The 18000-nt window shown below is 46.9% G+C and carries 15 protein-coding genes; 12 read left to right on the forward strand and 3 right to left on the reverse strand.

The window, feature by feature from the left end:
• Nucleotides 1-2529, reverse strand: a complete 2529-nt coding sequence (gene mutS, locus B0475_RS12625; protein WP_232781882.1) for a DNA mismatch repair protein MutS — start codon at nt 2527-2529, stop codon at nt 1-3.
• 250 nt (nt 2530-2779) lie between these two features.
• Between mutS and recA the strand changes: the two genes are divergently transcribed.
• From recA to yaaA, 4 genes are read left to right on the forward strand one after another with little or no spacing between them, the layout of a single operon-like run.
• Nucleotides 2780-3811, forward strand: coding sequence for a recombinase RecA (recA, locus tag B0475_RS12630; RefSeq protein ID WP_077412355.1), 1032 nt, complete (start codon nt 2780-2782; stop codon nt 3809-3811).
• A complete protein-coding gene (locus tag B0475_RS12635; protein WP_077412235.1) occupies nt 3811-4272 on the forward strand; it encodes a regulatory protein RecX in 462 nt (153 codons plus the stop codon). Before recA ends, B0475_RS12635 begins: the two co-directional genes overlap by 1 nt.
• Nucleotides 4272-5531, forward strand: coding sequence for an adenosylmethionine--8-amino-7-oxononanoate transaminase (bioA, locus tag B0475_RS12640; RefSeq protein ID WP_077412236.1), 1260 nt, complete (start codon nt 4272-4274; stop codon nt 5529-5531). Before B0475_RS12635 ends, bioA begins: the two co-directional genes overlap by 1 nt.
• Entirely contained in the window at nt 5528-6307 is a 780-nt protein-coding gene (yaaA, locus tag B0475_RS12645; protein WP_077412237.1) for a peroxide stress protein YaaA, read from the forward strand. Before bioA ends, yaaA begins: the two co-directional genes overlap by 4 nt.
• On the opposite strand, the gene B0475_RS12650 is transcribed toward yaaA, so the two are convergent.
• Complete coding sequence (locus tag B0475_RS12650; RefSeq protein ID WP_077412238.1) at nt 6297-8861, reverse strand: EAL domain-containing protein; 2565 nt, start codon at nt 8859-8861, stop codon at nt 6297-6299. The genes yaaA and B0475_RS12650 overlap by 11 nt on opposite strands.
• Nucleotides 8862-8919: 58 nt before the next feature.
• Nucleotides 8920-9687: a hydroxyacylglutathione hydrolase gene (gloB, locus tag B0475_RS12655; protein ID WP_077412239.1), complete on the reverse strand. Its 768-nt coding sequence runs from the start codon at nt 9685-9687 to the stop codon at nt 8920-8922.
• 102 nt (nt 9688-9789) lie between these two features.
• Here gloB and rnhA point away from each other — a divergent pair, with 102 nt between their 5' ends.
• From rnhA to paaA, 8 genes are all read left to right on the forward strand, one after another.
• Complete coding sequence (gene rnhA, locus B0475_RS12660) at nt 9790-10227, forward strand: ribonuclease HI (protein WP_077412356.1); 438 nt, start codon at nt 9790-9792, stop codon at nt 10225-10227.
• Nucleotides 10224-10913: a DNA polymerase III subunit epsilon gene (gene dnaQ, locus B0475_RS12665; RefSeq protein ID WP_077412240.1), complete on the forward strand. Its 690-nt coding sequence runs from the start codon at nt 10224-10226 to the stop codon at nt 10911-10913. Before rnhA ends, dnaQ begins: the two co-directional genes overlap by 4 nt.
• 140 nt (nt 10914-11053) lie before the next feature.
• Nucleotides 11054-12331 carry a serine--tRNA ligase gene (gene serS / locus B0475_RS12670; RefSeq protein ID WP_077412241.1) on the forward strand — a complete coding sequence of 426 codons (1278 nt, stop codon included), beginning with the start codon at nt 11054-11056 and terminating at the stop codon, nt 12329-12331.
• Nucleotides 12332-12395: 64 nt separating this feature from the next.
• A complete protein-coding gene (locus B0475_RS12675) occupies nt 12396-13202 on the forward strand; it encodes an FHA domain-containing protein (protein WP_077412242.1) in 807 nt (268 codons plus the stop codon).
• Nucleotides 13203-13434: 232 nt separating this feature from the next.
• Nucleotides 13435-14232, forward strand: a complete 798-nt coding sequence (locus B0475_RS12680) for an enoyl-CoA hydratase-related protein (RefSeq protein WP_077412357.1) — start codon at nt 13435-13437, stop codon at nt 14230-14232.
• A 1-nt stretch (nt 14233) separates the two neighbouring features.
• Complete coding sequence (locus B0475_RS12685) at nt 14234-15703, forward strand: 3-hydroxyacyl-CoA dehydrogenase (RefSeq protein ID WP_198538259.1); 1470 nt, start codon at nt 14234-14236, stop codon at nt 15701-15703.
• A complete protein-coding gene (gene pcaF / locus B0475_RS12690; RefSeq protein ID WP_077412244.1) occupies nt 15700-16905 on the forward strand; it encodes a 3-oxoadipyl-CoA thiolase in 1206 nt (401 codons plus the stop codon). Before B0475_RS12685 ends, pcaF begins: the two co-directional genes overlap by 4 nt.
• Before the next feature lie 112 nt (nt 16906-17017).
• The gene (gene paaA, locus B0475_RS12695) at nt 17018-17992 is read left to right on the forward strand and encodes a 1,2-phenylacetyl-CoA epoxidase subunit PaaA (protein WP_077412245.1); all 975 of its coding nucleotides are present in this window, start codon (nt 17018-17020) and stop codon (nt 17990-17992) included.
• Nucleotides 17993-18000 lie beyond the last annotated feature (8 nt).

An 18000-nucleotide genomic window follows, 5' to 3' on the forward strand; every position in this document is an offset into this window, starting at 1 on the left:
TCAATCCTGACGATTGAGTTTCTTGAGCTGATAAACCAGATCCAGTGCCTGTTTGGCTGTCAGCTCGTCTGGATCTATGCTGCTGATTTTTTCTTCAACTTTGCTGATGGATTGGGTTGTCGTCTCTGCAAACAAGCTGTACTGCATTGGTTGTTCGTCTGATTGTTGATTTTCCAATTGCTTCAAATACTTGCGGGCATTGTTTAAAGCTGTTGCAGGTAAGCCAGCCAGGGCTGCCACCTGCAGTCCGTAGCTTTTATTGGCTGCGCCTGGTTTCACGGTGTGTAAAAACACAATTCCATCACCGTGTTCTACGGCACTTAAATGAACATTGCTGATGCGTTCCAGGTGTGTTGCCAGTCCGGTAATTTCAAAATAGTGGGTGGCAAACAAACAAAAAGACTGATTGGTTTCGGCCAGATGAATGGCGCAGGCATGTGCCAATGACAGTCCGTCATAAGTGCTGGTACCCCTGCCGATTTCATCCATCAACACCAGTGAATGGGCTGTGGCGTTGTGTAGTATGGTCGCTGTTTCTGACATTTCCACCATAAACGTGGAGCGTCCCCTGGTCAGGTCATCACCCGCTCCGATGCGTGTAAATATGCGATCTATGTCTCCGATGGTGGCCTGTTGAGCGGGTACGTAGCTACCCATAGAGGCCATCAAAACAATGATCGCTGTTTGTCGCATATAAGTAGACTTACCACCCATGTTGGGTCCGGTAATCACCAACATGCGGTTGGCTTCGCTTAAAGAAAGGTCATTGGGCTCAAAAGGTGTTTCCTGAATGGTTTCCACCACCGGATGACGTCCCTGTTTGATGTCTATGACCAGGTCATTGGTGAGTTCCGGTTTACAAAATTGATTTGTGATAGCGCGTTCTGCCAGGTTGCACAGTGCGTCTAATTCACTGATGGCCTGCGCGCATTGTTGCAGCGTTTTGATGTGTTCAGTCAATATGACCAGAAGGTTTTCATACAACTGTTTTTCATGTGCCAATGCCTTTTCTTTGCTGGACAAGACTTTTTCTTCAAATGTTTTCAGCTCTGGTGTGGTGTACCGTTCCACACTCTTTAATGTTTGTCTGCGAATGTAATGCTCAGGAACTTTATCAGCATGAATTTTAGATATTTCAATGTAATACCCGTGAACCCTGTTGTACCCAACTTTTAAACCATTGATGCCACTTTCTTTTTGTTGATTGGTTTCAAAGTCCAGCATGTACTGTCCGGCATCGGTGCTGATTGACCTCAGCTCATCCAGGGTGTCGTCATAGCCATCGGCCAACACCCCACCATCGCGGATGACCACAGGTGGATTGTCTTTAACGGCCTGTTCCAGTAACACATGGACATTTTGATGCGGATCCAGTTGTGGGATGATGTGATTCAGTTCGTCGCATTGAATGCGGGTGAGGCTGGGTTGCAATTCAGCAATGGCTTGTAAAGACTCCCTCAGTGCCACCAGGTCACGGGGCCGTGCAGTTAATAACCCGATCCTGGTGACGATACGTTCCAGGTCAGCCACTGCTTTGAGTTGGCTTTGCAGGTTCATCACTTCTGCTGATTCAATGAGCTGCTCTGTGGCATTCAACCGACGATTCAAAATGAGCCGGTCACGCAAAGGCTGACGAACCCAGTCGCGGAGTTTTCTGGAACCCATGGCAGTGGAGCATTGATCCAAAAAGCCACAAAGGGTCAGTTCATCCTTACCATCTGGGTGGTGATCAATCTCGAGGTTTTTTCGTGATTGGGCGTCGATGTGCAAATAACCTTCCAATGCTTCCACCTGTGGTGGCTGCAGGTGTTTGAGTTCGCCTTTCTGGGTGTGTCTGATGTATTGAATTAAAGCCCCGGCTGCTGGTAAAAATACATCGGATTCAGCAATGCCAAAGCCACTGAGGTCGTGAACCTGGAATTGTTTGGTTAACGTGTGTTCGGCCGATTCTGCATCAAAGTCCCAGGCAGGTCGCTCAACGCAATTAAATGCTTTAAGTTTATTAATTAAATCATTGTTTTCATTAATTAATATCTCATTGGGTGACAGCCTTGTCAATTGTGCTTCCAAAGTACTGAAGCTGTCGGTTTTTTGTAGTTTGATCAAACCTTTTGAGAGTGCCAGATATGCCAAGCCATAACCGCGTCCATCCTGATGAATGGCAAGCAACAGGTTTTCCTGGTGAGCGTCCATCAATGCTTCTTCTGTGACTGTCCCGGGAGTAATGATGCGTTGTACTTCGCGTTTAACCGGTCCTTTACTGGTGGCAGGGTCTCCGGTTTGTTCACAGATGGCTACAGAAAGTCCTTGTTTAACCAGTTTCGCCAGGTAGTTGTCAGCGGCATGGAAAGGCACGCCACACATTGGAATGGACTCGCCATTGGACTTTCCCCGGTGTGTAAGGGTGATGTCCAGCAACCTGGCCGCTTTGATGGCATCATCAAAAAACAATTCATAAAAATCACCCATCCGGTAAAACAACAGCATATCCTGATAGTCGGCCTTGATCTTCAGAAATTGTTGCATCATCGGTGTGTGTTTTGATTTTTTTGTCATTACTGGCGCGAATGAAAATGAACGACACATTCTATCAAAGGCCACCAGAAAATAATTAAAAAATCTACATTCTCAAGTTTTGAGAATAAACCACTGATAATACAGAATAAGTCGGAATTTATAGCGGTGATCATCAGAATTTACTGATTTTTTCATCATACAGAACGTGCGATAATAGGTCTCATTAATCATGAAAAATAATTTAAAAATTGTGGAGCAAACAGTGGACGACAACAAGAAAAAAGCATTGGCAGCAGCCCTCGGCCAAATTGAGAAACAATTCGGAAAAGGCTCAGTCATGCGCATGGGTGATAACAAGGCTTTGACCACCGATGTATACTCAACAGGATCTTTGGGACTGGATGTTGCGCTTGGTATTGGTGGCTTGCCCAGGGGGAGGGTGGTTGAGATCTACGGACCTGAATCCAGTGGTAAAACAACCCTGACTTTGCATGCCGTAGCAGAGTGTCAGAAAAAAGGTGGAACCGCAGCATTTATTGATGCTGAGCACGCACTGGATCCAGCTTATGCAGCAAAGCTGGGTGTAAACATCGATGACTTGTTGGTTTCTCAGCCAGATACCGGCGAGGAAGCATTGGAAATTTGCGATATGCTGGTTCGCTCCAACGCAGTTGATATGATCGTGGTCGACTCAGTGGCTGCTTTGACACCCAAAGCTGAAATTGAAGGTGAGATGGGTGATTCTCACATGGGTTTGCAAGCCAGGCTGATGTCTCAGGCATTGAGAAAGCTGACTGCAAACATCAAACGCACCAACTGTATGGTGATTTTCATCAATCAGATTCGGATGAAAATTGGTGTGATGTTTGGTAGTCCCGAAACAACCACAGGCGGTAATGCATTGAAATTCTACTCTTCAGTTCGTCTGGACATCCGCAGAATCGGCGCCATCAAAAAAGGTGATGAGGTGATTGGTAATGACACGCGGGTGAAGGTGGTGAAAAACAAAATGGCACCGCCGTTCAAGCAGGTGCAATTTGAAATATTGTATGGAGAAGGCATCTCTTTACTGGGCGAGTTGATTGATTTAGGCGTGGCGCATAACCTGGTGAGTAAAGCCGGTGCCTGGTACAGCTATGGTGACATCAGGATTGGTCAGGGTAAAGAAAACTCTAAAAATTATTTCAGAGAAAACCCTGAGCATGCTGCTGAGCTGGAAGGAAAAATACGCGATATTTTGTTGCCCAAAGCTGAGGCCGAAAAGGCAGAGGAAGTTGATCCTTTTGAGTCTTAATGGTTGAGCGAAAGCATGATCATTCTCCATCGGCCAGAGCCAGGGCATCCGCACTTGGCTCTTTGGCGATGCGGGAACATTCAGTTGATGAATTGCGCACCAAACTACTGAATAAGAAACATGATGCTGAATTGGTTGAGCGGTTGTTGCTGGATTTACAGCAAGAAAACCTGCTCAGTAATGAACGTTATGCTTGTTCTTATTGGCGGGTCAGGTCTGCCAAAGGATATGGCCCGGTTCGGATTCGCAAGGAACTGCAACTCAAAGGCATCAGTGAGTCGTTGATTCAGGTTGGCCTGACTGAAACCGATGTTGATTTTTTTCAACTGGTTGAGCAGGTATATCAAAAAAAATACCGTGATCAGCCGATTGAGGACTTCAAAGACAAACAAAAACGTCAGGCCTTTCTCTATCGGCGTGGTTTTGATTCAGAACTGATCAGGCATGTGGTGAACGATTAATGGACCTGGATTTTGACCGTCAGCATTTATGGCATCCGTACACTCAGTTGTCATCTCCTGGAAAAGTTTATCCGGTGGCCTCAGCCAGTGGGGTGTATCTGCAGCTGGAGAGCGGTGAACAACTGATTGACGCCATGTCCTCATGGTGGTGTTGTGTTCACGGATATAACCATCCAGTTCTCAATCAGGCCATCTCTGAACAGTTGAAATCCATGTCACATGTCATGTTTGGTGGCTTGACACATGAGCCAGCGATTAATCTGGGAAAACAGCTCATGTCTTTGACAGCCAATGAGTTTGCCGGGGTGTTTTTTGCTGACTCAGGTTCAGTGGCTGTTGAAGTGGCAATGAAAATGGCTGCCCAGTGGTGTTTTGAACAGGGACTGTCAGACAAGCAACGGTTTCTGACTTTTGCCAAAGGGTATCATGGTGATACTTTTGGAGCCATGTCGGTGTGTGATCCGGTGACTGGCATGCATCATAAATTCACCCGCTTACTCAATGAGCACATGTTCATTGCTTCTCCTGACTGTGGCTTTGCCGATGAATGGCATGACAGCCACGTGGCTGAATTTGAAGAAGCCCTCAAAGCACATCATCAAGACATCATCGCGGTGATTTTTGAACCCATCGTACAAGGTGCTGGTGGCATGAATTTTTACTCACCCGAATACCTGAAAGCAGTCAGGGCCTTGTGCGATGAATACCAGGTGCTGTTAATTTTTGATGAGATTGCCACGGGTTTTGGACGCACTGGTCAACTGTTCGCATATCAACATGCTGATGTGGTCCCAGACATCATGTGCCTGGGTAAATCACTGACCGGTGGTTACATGACTTTGTCAGCCGTGATGTGTCGTCAGCATGTGGTTGATGGTATCTCTTCGGCCTTCATGCATGGGCCAACATTCATGGCCAACCCGTTGGCTTGTCAGGTAGCCAATGCCAGTATCGAACTGTTGTTAAGCAGTGGTTGGCAGGATAACGTGAAACGCATTGAATCACAACTGAACAGAGAACTGTTGCCATTGGCCAGGCATCCGGCTGTTCAGGAAGTGAGGGTGCTGGGTGCCATCGGTGTTCTGGAGATGGTTAAGCCGGTGGACATTGAATGGTTTCAGGCGCAGATGGTTCTGGCCGGAGTCTGGATCCGGCCTTTTATGAACCTGATTTATCTGATGCCACCATTTATCATTGAAGCATCAGAATTAAGCCATATAACTAACAGCATTGAATCCACACTAGACCAGATAAAATGATCATTTTACTCTCACCATCCAAGGGTCAGGATTTTGACCCGAATCCGATTTCTGAACACTCTCAGCCTCAGTTGTTGTCTCAGGCTGCCGAATTGGCCAGGGGATTGAAGAAACTGAAACCTGCACAAATTGCCTCTCTGATGTCTGTCAGCGAGTCGCTGGCGGAATTGAATTATCAGCGATTTCAGGACTTTTCGACTCCATTTGAATTGGGGCGGGCCAAGCAGGCTGCCCTGGCTTTCAAAGGCGATGTGTATGGTGGGCTTGATGCGGATACTTTGGATGATGCTGACTGGCATTTTGCACAGCAGCACTTGCGGATTCTGTCAGGTTTGTATGGATACCTCAGACCATTGGACCTCATTTTGCCTTATCGGCTGGAAATGAAAACCCGTTTGAATAACAGCCGGGGAGAAAACCTTTATCAGTACTGGGATCATCAGATCACCGATCTGATCAACCAGGACCTGCAGGGTGATGATGATTATGTGGTTAATCTGGCATCCAATGAATACTTCAAATCGGTTAAGAAAAAGGCAATTAATCAACGAATCATTACCTTACATTTCAAAGATACCAAAGCCGGTAAAACTCGGGTAATTGGTTTTTTTGCCAAGCAGGCAAGGGGGATGATGGCCAGGGCATTGATCAAAGAGAAAGTCAATGCGGCAGATGACATCAAGGAATTGGTGGTAAATGGTTATCGGTATGATGAATCGTTGTCAAAGACCAATGACTGGGTTTTTGAACGCCAGCAACCGCCAGCTAAAACCTGAATTTCTTAGGTATTTTGTTGACTTCTTTGGGTTTGGAGAACAGATAGCCCTGGAAAAACTGGCACTGGTGTTCCCTGAGGAACTCCATTTGTTCTTTGTTTTCAACCCCTTCGGCGACCACTTGTAAATTCATTTCATGAGCCATGTTGAGAATTGTTTTGACTATGGTCACGCTGTTGTTGTCACTGGGGATATCTTCGATGAAGGATTTATCTATTTTGATTTTATCCAAGGGTAGTTTTCTGATGTAATCGAAAGATGAATATCCGGTGCCAAAATCATCAATTGACAGTTTGATGCCCAGCATTTTGAGTTGGTTGATAACCTCCATCGAGCGCACGGATTCGTTCAGGAGGATGGATTCAGTGACTTCAAATTCAAGGTAATTTCTGGGTATGTTGTATTTATTCACAAGGTCTGTGATGCGGCCAAGGAATTCCCGATCCCTGAATTGGATCACAGACAGGTTAATGGCCACAAAGAATGGCTGGTCGGTGGTTTCCCGCCAGGTGAGTATTTGCTGACAGGCTTTTTCAATGGTCCAGTAGCCAATTTCCAGAATCAATTGCGCACTTTCAGCGATGGGGATGAAATCAGTGGGCATGATGGTGCCACGAACCGGATGATGCCACCTGAGTAAAATTTCAGTGCCCACCATTTTCAGGCTGTCGGCTGCAACTATGGGTTGATAAACCATCACAATCTCTTTATTTTGCAAAGCCAGACGCAGGTCGTTTTCCAGTTGATGTTGTTTCTTGACTTTGGCTTCCAGACCTTTTTCAAAGACCTGAATGCGGTTTCGGCCGTTGAATTTGGCCTCATACATCGCTGTATCTGCACGTTGGATCAACAAGGATTGGCGGTTGCCATCCCGTGGGTAGACCACCACGCCAATGCTGGCGGTGATGTTGTACTGTTTATCTTCGATGATGATGGGTTTCTTAAGTTGTGTGGATAATTTTTCAGCAACCAGCAAGGCTTGTTGTTCTGCTTTGTTGATGTCCTGGTCCAACTCAGGGATTTCGATGACAAATTCATCGCCGCCCAAACGGGCAATGGTGTCTCCGGGAGTGGCGGATTTTTTCAACATGATGGCCACTTTTTTGATGAGTTTGTCACCCACTTTATGCCCTTGTGAGTCATTGATGTTCTTGAAGTTGTCAAGGTCAATGTAAAGAATGGCCCCCACATGTTTGAATTGTTCTGCCCTGGCCAGTGAGGATTTTAGCCGGTCGGAGAGCAGCAAGCGGTTGGGTAATCCAGTCAGCGCATCATGATTGGCCAGGTATTCTATTTCTTCTTCATATTGTTTGGTTTGGCTGATGTCCACACCCACTGTGACCACGGCCGGTTCTTTGTCATTACGGCCTGAATACGGGACTTTGGACATCATCAGTGAAATCTGTTCACCCCGACTGTTTCTCGCCTCAATTTCAGTGTTGAATGGATTGGATGAGGTGGTGTAGGCGATCAGATTTTGAAAGTTGGGTGATGATTTAAGAATGGCGTAGATGTTTTCTTTTTCAACCTGTTTGTTTTCAATGCCAAAAAAATCACAGGCGAAATCATTGGCCAGAATAAACCTGCCCTGATAGTCATTGGCATAGATCATGTGCGGCACGATGTTAATGATTTGGTTGAGTTGAATTTCGCGTTGTGACAATTCATTGACCCTGCGATTGACCTGCCTTTTGAACAGAACCGCTGCAATGATGGCAATCAGGGCAAACACAAACAAACCCAGAATGGTGTATAGAATCCAGTATGGAATGGTGTCATGTTGGTTCTGATGAGTCCATTTCATCCTGGTCTGGTAGTAAAATGACTCCGGATCATCCTTCCAGAGGCGCATCCTCTGGTCATACAGGTTCAGGAATACAGGGTCGGCGCCCAAGGGTTTGGTGATATACACTTTAAAGGGGTTGAATACGATGCTGCTGGCCAGCAGGTCATATTGGTCCTGGAACTCTGCTCCTACCATGTTATTGGACACTGCGGCGTCGACTTCGCCGTTGTCTACCATGGTGAAAATTTTGTGATAACTGTTGGCATAAACGGCCTGGCAATTGACTTCAAACAATTCGCATTGTTGTAAGAAATTTTGCCCATTGATGCCGTTCTCCAGTAACGCAATGGACTTGTTGTTCAGGTCAAACAAGCTTTCGATATCAGAGTTAGCTGGTAAAAAAACCTGCCCCCACACATTGGTGAAATTCAAGGCAGAATAATCCATGTACCGTGCCCGCTCCTCGGAATAGGCGACGGAGACCAGGACATCAATCCGACCTGATTTGATGTTGTTGATGTGATTGGGAAACTCATCATAGACCCACTGTATTTTCATGTTCCCAGTGGCCGCCACTTCGTTGAGCAGGTCAATGATCAAGCCATCCGGATCACCGTTGGAATTTCTGAAGGACAAGGGATGGGTGTCGAAATAACCAACCCGGACATCTGGTGGGTCTGCGTTCAGTGAGTCAGGATTCTGGGCAAGCGGTTGATTAATCATGCTTGTGATCAACAACAACGCCAGTATTTGTGGTTTTATTTTCATTTAATAATCACAACTCCCCCCTAACATTCATAATACTATGTCTTAAACCCAGTGCCAATCAAAAACTATCTTTCCACTTTCTCAGCAGCGCAAAACAGCGGGTCTCATCATCACAAACGGTTTGCCAGTGATGGCTGACATTCTTTTGTACATCTGGCAAATGGGTCCTGAGAAATGGATTGATTTTCAGTTCCAATGCTAAAGTGGATGGCAGTGAAGGCTTGTCCTCACTTCGCCAGTCATTCACTGTGTTTTGATGAGCCCTGATGTCGGTGTTATCAGGTTCAGCATGCTGTGCAAACAGCAAATTGCTGAGGGTATATTCATGGGTGCAAAAGACCAAGAGAGAAGGAGGCAGGTTTTTTAGTTTATTCAGCGAACTGACAAATTGTTCAGCTGTTCCTTCAAACATCCTGCCACAGCCGGCGCTGAACAAAGTGTCACCACAAAACAAACGCAGTTGATCATAATAACAAATGTGGGTGAGGGTATGGCCGGGGGTTTCAACTACTTTCAATTCCAGTTTTGGTGCTGAAATGCAAACGTCATCACCTTCACTGACTGCCTGATATGCAAATGGCATCCTCTGGTCCTGGGGGGCAAATACATCACAAGACTGAAGTCCACAGAGTTCACTGACACCATCAACGTGGTCGTAATGATGATGAGTTATCAGGATGGTTGTCAAGTCCAATTGGTGGTCTTGCAGGTATTGCTTAACAGGTTGAGCATCACCTGGATCAATAACGACAGCATGACTGCCGTCGTGCACAATCCAGATGTAGTTGTCATTGAATGCAGGTATGGGGTGGATGGTCAGTGACATATGTATGAAGGTTTTTTTTCAGTGATAATTGCTTTATGATGCAACATTCATTGAACAACAGCAAGTGAACAGGATCCTCATTTGAATAAGTCTGCAACAGAGATCAAAGAAATACAGGTATACACCGATGGCTCTTGCCTGGGAAACCCAGGGCCGGGCGGCTGGGCTGCCCTGTTACAATATCAACAAAAGCGTAAATTAATTTCCGGGGCGGAACCTGATACCACCAATAACCGCATGGAACTGACGGCCGTGATCCGGGCGCTGGGGCTGTTGAAACAGGCCTGTCGTATTGAGTTGTACACTGATTCCAAATACGTGATGGATGGTGCCACCCAATGGATGATTAATTGGAAGCAGAAAAATTGGATGAAAACCAAATCCGAACCGGTTAAAAATGTAGACCTGTGGCAGTCACTTGACCAGGCCATGCAACCACACCAAATTCAATGGTATTGGGTCAAGGGTCATTCAGGTCATCCGGAAAATGAATTGGTGGATGATGAAGCCAGAAAACAAGCAGAGAAGATCAAATCATGAGCAACAGTAAACTCATCATGTTGGACACCGAAACCACTGGTTTAAAACCACAGGATGGACACCGGATCATCGAAATTGGTGCAGTGGTGGTGTTGAACAGAGAAATCACTGACCAACATTATCATCAATACATCAATCCCCAATATGCTGTCGATGAAGAAGCCTTGGCAGTGCACGGGCTGAGCAATGAGTTTTTGTCTGACAAGCCGCTGTTTGCCCGTATTGTCGATGAGTTTCTGGCATTTGTGAAAGGTGCAGAACTGGTGATTCATAACGCCCCGTTTGATGTGGGGTTTTTGAATCACGAGCTGAGTTTGCTTGGTAAGTCTGAACGACTTGAGGACATCTGCACAATTACTGATAGCCTTGTTTTTGCCAAGAAAAAACATCCTGGTGCGAAAAATAACCTGGATGCTTTGTGTAAGCGTTATGGCATAGGGAATGAACACCGAACCCTTCATGGGGCTTTGCTGGATTCGGAGATACTGGCACAGGTGTATTTGGCGATGACCGGCGGACAAACCAGGCTGAACCTGAACCTCAGCCAGAACAGTGGTCAAAAAACCAGAAAGTTTGATCTGCAAGACTTACCGCCATTGGTGACTCCAGCAGTGCATGAGGCCGAGTTGGCCAAACACCAACAATGGCTGAATGATCACCTGGGAGATCATGAGGGAGGCTGGTGAATGAATAAACTGGCTTGCAGGCATACCTGTTCTGACAGATGATCAATGCGGCTTCGCAATACAGCCGGGTACAACACTTCTCAAGGAACCTCATCTGGGCTAAAATGCCAGGTTTTCAGAATCAACAGGAACTATAGGATATGCTCGATCCTCAATTGCTCAGGACGGAATTAGAAGTCACCGCCAAAAAATTAGCCGAACGTGGATATGATTTGGATGTGGCCGGATGGCAAAAGCTGGAACAAGCCAGAAAAACCATTCAGGTCGAAACCGAAGCCTTACAAAACAAAAGAACCACCATCTCGAAATCCATTGGTCAGGCCAAAGCCAAAGGCGACGACATTCAGCCTTTGCTGGATGAGGTGGCACAAATTGGCGAGCAACTGGAGTCTTCCAAGAAAGCCCTCAAAGATATTCTTACAGATATGGACAAAGTGATTCTGTATACCCCTAACCTGGCAGATGAATCGGTGCCTCTGGGTAAAGACGAAGCTGATAACGTTGAAGTCAGAAAATGGGGTGAGCCGGGTACATTTGATTTCACGGTGAAAGACCATGTGGAATTGGGTGAAGTGAATCGTGGCCTGGATGCCGAATCTGCGGCCAATTTATCGGGTTCAAGGTTCACCTTGCTGACAGGAGAGGTGGCACAGATGCATCGGGCACTGGCTCAATTGATGCTGGACATGCATACTGAAAAACACGGTTACCGCGAATATTATGTTCCGTATCTGGTCAATGCAGAAACCATGAAAGGCAGTGGGCAATTACCCAAATTTGCCGATGATGCATTCATCACAGAAGATGAAAGGTATCTGATTCCAACCGCTGAAGTACCTCTAACCAACCTGGTCGCTGATGCCATCATTGATGAGGCTGACCTGCCCATCAAACTGACTGCTCACACGCCTTGTTTCAGGAGAGAGGCCGGTAGTTACGGAAAAGACACCAAGGGCATGATCAGGCAACATCAGTTTGATAAGGTCGAAATGGTGCAGATTGTTCATCCGGATGATTCATTTTCAGCACTTGAGGAAATGACTGGTCATGCTGAGGCGATTCTTCAGGCCCTTGAATTGCCATACAGGACCATCGTTTTATGTACCGGTGACATGGGTTTTTCGGCCACCAAAACCTACGACCTGGAAGTCTGGTTGCCAGCACAAAATACCTATCGTGAAATATCATCCTGCTCCAATTGTGTGGATTTTCAGGCCCGAAGAATGCAAGCCCGGTACAGATCAGCAGGTGCCAAAAAACCACAACTGGTACACACATTGAACGGCTCTGGACTGGCCGTTGGAAGAACCTTGATAGCGGTGATGGAAAATTATCAACAGGCAGATGGCAGCATCAAAGTGCCAACTGTGTTGCAAAAATACATGAATGGCAAAACTCACATCAATCAGCCTGAATAAACAGCTGTTTGGTGTTGTATAATTAGTTTGCTATAATCATAAAAAAGTTTACTGGGAAGCACATATGAAACTACATTTTCCTCAGGGAGATCATCCGGACGTTGAACTCAAGCCAGGTAAATACACCGTTGGCAGCTCTGCAGATGCAGACTTCACGCTGGAAGACAAGGGCTTGGCAGACATCCATGCGACCATCACCATTGAAAATAATGAATGTGAAATCAGCATTGATAATCCAGCCAGGCTGGTGTCGGTCAATGGCAAGTTGGTGAAAACCAATAAAGAGGTCAGGGAAGGCGATCTTCTGATTGCTTCTCAGCTTCACATGAAGCTGGTTTCCTCCGATCAGGTTGAAGAGGAAGATGATAACCGGACCCGGATCCGCATGGCGTTGCCTAAATTTATTTTACGGGGTGTGTCTGGTGCCTATTTTGGCAAAACCTACCCACTCAGGGGATCTACCATCATGGGCCGTCATTCTGAATGTCACATTTGTGTCAATGCCGATGGTATCTCTCGTAAGCATGTGCAAATAGATGTTGAACCTGATGGTTTGACCGTCAAAGACCTGGGTTCCTCAAATGGCACTTTTGTGAATGGTAAAAAAGTCGAATCTGGTGAGTTGAAGGTGGGTGATGAACTGAAAATTGATAACATTCGATTTCTGGTGCAGACACCTGGCATGGCTGAACCTGCACAGTCTGAAAGTGGGTCAACCAAGCCCCAAAGCAGAACCAAAACCAGTTCTGAGCCCATTGAAGATGAAGCGTCAGGTGGTGGTGCGGTTAAATGGTTGATCACCGTCGTTGTTCTTGGTGCTGCGGTGGCGGCGGCCTGGAAAATGGGTTATTTGAACGGCATAATTGGTTGAGTCGATCTCCGGTAACATGGCAATATAAAAACGGGCAATTGGCCCGTTTTTTTGTGGGCCGCAGCAGGGCATGCATCAGTGGGTCAGACAGATCATTACAAACCAGGTCATCAGTCAAAGGCTGGTTGATTCTGCTTTGTGAGCAGTGATAAATTATTTCAGTTCCTCTGCCGTAAAAGCGCTGGTAAATCTTGTATAATGGTGTGCTTTAAAAAATGACCCGTTGACCATCATGTCTCAACAACTGACAGACCTCACCACCATCGTTTACCAGCAATCAGACAACATCGCCACAGTGGTGTTGAACCGCCCGGATAAGCTGAATGCCTTTTCTGAAACCATGCACAAAGAGTTTTATCAGGTGCTTAACCACATTGTGAATGATGACAGCATCCGTTGTGTTTTACTGACTGGTGCCGGACGCGGCTTTTGTGCAGGTCAGGACCTTGGCGAACGTAAGGGCGCTGAAAAAATGGATTTGGGAGAGAAATTAGAAAATGGCTACAATAAAAACCTGCGGTTATTGAAATCCATCCAGGCGCCCATTGTTTGTGCAGTCAATGGCGTTGCAGCAGGTGCGGGTGCAAACATCGCTTTGAATTGTGATGTGGTGGTGGCCAGAAAATCTGCCAAATTCATCCAGGCTTTTTCTTCAATTGGTTTGATTCCGGACTGTAATGGAACCTGGATATTGCCGAAACTGATCGGATTGGCAAGGGCCAAAGCCATCGCCATGCTGGGCACTCCGGTCTCAGCTGATCAGGCCGTTGAATGGGGTATGATTTATCAGGCAATTGATGACAGCGATTTTGATCAGCAGGTTGATGAATTGACCCATACGCTGGCCAACCGGCCAACCCGGGCGCTGTCTTTCATCAAGAACATATTTGATGAGTCTTACAGCAACATGTATGGTGAGCACCTTGATCGTGAACGCGATGTTCAGCGGGTCTGCGGTCTGAGTCATGATTTTTCCGAGGGTGTGGCGGCATTCAATGAAAAACGCCCTCCAAAATTCAAAGGTCACTGAGATGAATGACATACAACTGATTGGGGTGGTGGGTGCAGGAACCATGGGTATGGGGATCTGCGAAGTGGCTGCGGCCAACGGACATAAAGTACAGGTATATGATGTCAATCAAGCCTTTGCCGGGCAAGCCCACGAAGCCTTACAGGCGAGACTCAAAAAACGTGTGTTAAGGGGCAAAATCACCGCTGAGCAAGCCGGGCAAATCAGCCGTTCTATTCGTGTGGTCAGTGAGCTTGACGCATTGAAGGTATGTGACCTGGTGGTCGAGGCGGTGATTGAAGACCTGGCTGTTAAACAACAATTGTTTGTTAAGCTGGAAAAACTGTTGAGTGAAGAGGCATTGCTGGCCACCAACACGTCATCAATTTCGGTGTCTGCCATCGCCGCTGCACTTGACGACCCTCAGCGATTGTTTGGCCTGCATTTTTTCAATCCGGCACCAGTGATGAAACTGGTCGAGGTGATTGCAGGCGTAGAAACGAATCCAAAATACATTGAACAGGCTGTTAAGTTGTGCAGGTCCTGGGGCAAAAAACCGGTCAGAGCACAATCATCGCCAGGCTTTATTGTTAACCGCGTTGCCCGGCCATTTTATGGTGAGGCACTGAAAATCAAACAAGAACAATTGGCTTCGGTGGAACACATCGATGCGGTGATGACAGAGGCCGCGGGGTTTCGGATGGGACCTTTTGAACTGATGGATTTGATTGGGATTGATGTTAATTATGCCGTCAGTCAGACCGTCTATCAGGCAATGTTCAACGATCCACGATTTAAGCCTTCACTGATTCAAAGCGAAATGGTACACGCCAACAAACTGGGTAAAAAAACCGGTAAAGGTTTTTATGACCATGCTGATGGTGCGGTCAGGCCCAAGCCTGAATATCAATACAGTGAAGCTCAGTTCGATCAACTGATCGTCCCGGAAGAACTGACTTATCTGAGTGTTTTGTTCAGTGAATTTGAGTATGATCAACGTAAATGGCAGGGAGATTTGGTCATCATCAGTGGCTGCCAAATTCTCATGACTGACGGTCAAACTGCCCGACAGCATGAGGCACAAAGCGGACAACCGACTTGCCTGGTGGATGTGTCGATCGATTTTCGTAAAGCCAAAACCGTAAACCTGGCATTTGGACCCATGGTCAATGAGTTCATGCAACATCGCATCATAGCCATGCTCAATCACATGGGCAAACAGGTGCTTGTCACTGATGATCAGCCAGGTATGATTGCGATGCGCACGATGGCCATGCTCATCAATGAAGCCGCAGACACCGTGTTCAACGGGGTTTGTGGACCCAATGAAGTGGACCTGGCGATGCGTTATGGAGTGAATTACCCCAAAGGGCTACTGGCTCTGGGCGCAGAGCTTGGCTGGGATCATGTGGTCAATACGTTGCAACACCTGCAGCGGTGGTTTGGTGATGATCGCTACCGTTTGTCTCCTTACATCAGGAATCAACTATGAGACCCGTATATATTTGTGACGGCGTGAGAACGCCCATTGGCCGCTTTGGTGGTTCGCTTGCATCAGTCAGGCCTGACGACCTTTTGGCCCATGTCATCAAATCTGTGATGAAAAGAAACCCCTCGCTGGCTCCGGAACACATTGATGATGTGTTGGCTGGCTGTGCCAATCAGGCAGGTGAAGATAACCGCAATGTGGCAAAAATGTCAGCCTTGCTTGCCGGGTTACCAACCAATGTGGCCGGCATGACCATCAACCGCTTATGTGCATCTGGTCTGGATGCGGTAGCCACAGCCGCCAGGACCATTGCTTTTGGTGACGCTGAAGTGATCATTGCCGGTGGTGTGGAATCGATGTCCAGGGCACCGTTTGTGATGCCCAAAGCGGATGCGGCTTTTTCCAGAAAAGCAGAAATATATGACACCACCATTGGTTGGCGCTTCATCAATCCACTGCTCAAACAGCAATATGGCACAGATTCAATGCCGGAAACCGGTGAAAATGTGGCAGAAAAATTCAATGTCAGCCGAGAGGATCAGGACCTGTTTGCACTGAATTCTCAAACCAAAACGGCTCATGCACAACAGACTGGGGTGTTGGCAGAAGAGATCATCCCGGTTGCCATTCCCCGGAGAAAACAGGATGATTTGTTGGTGGATTCTGATGAACATCCCAGATCGGACACTCAGCTGGAAAAATTATCACGTTTGTCAACGCCATTCAGAACTGCTGGTACCGTCACTGCTGGCAATGCTTCAGGCGTGAATGATGGAGCTTGTGCATTGATTGTTGCTTCTGCAGATGCAGTAGACAAATATCAGTTACAGCCAGTTGCCAGGTTTGTGGGCGCCAATGTGGCTGGTGTTGATCCGGATGTCATGGGCATTGGGCCAGTACCGGCAACGCAACAATTGCTGAAGCGATATGGACTGTCTGTTAATCAACTGGATGTCATTGAACTGAATGAAGCCTTTGCTTCACAGGCTTTGGCTGTATTACGTCTGCTGAAAGTGGCTGATGATGACCCACGGGTGAACCCCAATGGTGGGGCCATTGCCCTTGGTCATCCGTTGGGTATGAGTGGCGCCAGGCTGGTGTTAACAGCCAGCAAAGAATTGCAACGTAATCAGGGGCGCTATGCTTTGTGCACCATGTGTGTGGGTGTGGGCCAGGGCATGGCATTGTTAATGGAACGGGTATGACCTGAGTCAAGTTCTCTGGTGACAATGGCTGTTAAGCTTATGAAGCCGTCGATTCACCTGAATTTGATCAGAAATCATTACAATATCAACCAAAATAAAAACAGAGAGAAATATGTATTCACAAGGTTTAAAAGATGCAGAAGGTCAACTGGAACCCGCTGAGCTGATGGCTGAGTTTCAGGCCCGAATCGACCGTGAAGAGAAAATTGAGCCACGCGACTGGATGCCTGAGGCCTATCGCAAAACCCTGATTCGTCAGATGTCTCAGCATGCCCATTCGGAAATCGTTGGCCAGTTGCCAGAAGGGAACTGGATTACCCGGGCACCAAGTTTAAAGCGTAAGATGATTTTGTTGGCCAAAGTTCAGGATGAAGCGGGTCATGGCTTGTATATTTATTCAGCCACAGAAACCCTTGGTGTGACCCGTGACCAACTGACTGATGAACTGTTGACAGGTAAGGCCAAGTATTCCAGTATCTTTAATTATCCAACACCTTCTTGGGCTGACATCGGTGCGGTTGGCTGGCTGGTTGATGGCGCCGCCATCATGAACCAGGTACCCTTGTGCCGTTCATCTTACGGCCCTTACGCCCGATCGATGATCAGAATCTGCAAAGAAGAAAGTTTCCATCAGCGTCAGGGCTATGAAATCATGACTGTTCTGGCACGGGGAACGGCTGCACAAAAAGACATGGCTCAACGGGCTTTGAACCGGTTTTGGTGGCCTGCATTGATGATGTTTGGTCCCAGTGACAAAGATTCTAAACACTCAGAACAATCCATGAAGTGGAAAATCAAACGATTTACCAATGATGAATTGCGTCAAAAATTCATTGATGCGACCGTGCCACAGGCTGAACATCTTGGGTTGACCATTCCGGATCCTGAATTGCGCTGGAATGAAGAGACTGGTCAATATGATCATGGCGAAATCAACTGGCAGGAATTCATTGATGTGATTAAAGGAAATGGACCCTGTAACAAAGAACGTTTGCAAGCCCGTATCAATGCACATGAAGAAGGCGAATGGGTCAGAGAAGCCGCAGAAGTGTACCAGCAAAAACAAAACCAAGAAGAGGCTGCCTGATGTCTGAA

It is taken from the genome of Marinicella sediminis, from assembly GCF_002000055.1.
In the GTDB taxonomy this organism is placed as follows: Bacteria; Pseudomonadota; Gammaproteobacteria; order Xanthomonadales; family Marinicellaceae; genus Marinicella; species Marinicella sediminis.

Bases quoted from the DNA above. Each gene is read 5' to 3' on its own strand.
- mutS (WP_232781882.1), bottom strand. From the start codon at position 2,529: ATGATGCAACAATTTCTGAAGATCAAGGCCGACTATCAGGATATGCTG.
- B0475_RS12635 (WP_077412235.1), top strand. From the start codon at position 3,811: ATGGTTGAGCGAAAGCATGATCATTCTCCATCGGCCAGAGCCAGGGCA.
- bioA (WP_077412236.1), top strand. From the start codon at position 4,272: ATGGACCTGGATTTTGACCGTCAGCATTTATGGCATCCGTACACTCAG.
- yaaA (WP_077412237.1), top strand. From the start codon at position 5,528: ATGATCATTTTACTCTCACCATCCAAGGGTCAGGATTTTGACCCGAAT.
- B0475_RS12650 (WP_077412238.1), bottom strand. From the start codon at position 8,861: ATGAAAATAAAACCACAAATACTGGCGTTGTTGTTGATCACAAGCATG.
- gloB (WP_077412239.1), bottom strand. From the start codon at position 9,687: ATGTCACTGACCATCCACCCCATACCTGCATTCAATGACAACTACATC.
- dnaQ (WP_077412240.1), top strand. From the start codon at position 10,224: ATGAGCAACAGTAAACTCATCATGTTGGACACCGAAACCACTGGTTTA.
- serS (WP_077412241.1), top strand. From the start codon at position 11,054: ATGCTCGATCCTCAATTGCTCAGGACGGAATTAGAAGTCACCGCCAAA.
- B0475_RS12675 (WP_077412242.1), top strand. From the start codon at position 12,396: ATGAAACTACATTTTCCTCAGGGAGATCATCCGGACGTTGAACTCAAG.
- B0475_RS12680 (WP_077412357.1), top strand. From the start codon at position 13,435: ATGTCTCAACAACTGACAGACCTCACCACCATCGTTTACCAGCAATCA.
- B0475_RS12685 (WP_198538259.1), top strand. From the start codon at position 14,234: ATGAATGACATACAACTGATTGGGGTGGTGGGTGCAGGAACCATGGGT.
- pcaF (WP_077412244.1), top strand. From the start codon at position 15,700: ATGAGACCCGTATATATTTGTGACGGCGTGAGAACGCCCATTGGCCGC.
- paaA (WP_077412245.1), top strand. From the start codon at position 17,018: ATGTATTCACAAGGTTTAAAAGATGCAGAAGGTCAACTGGAACCCGCT.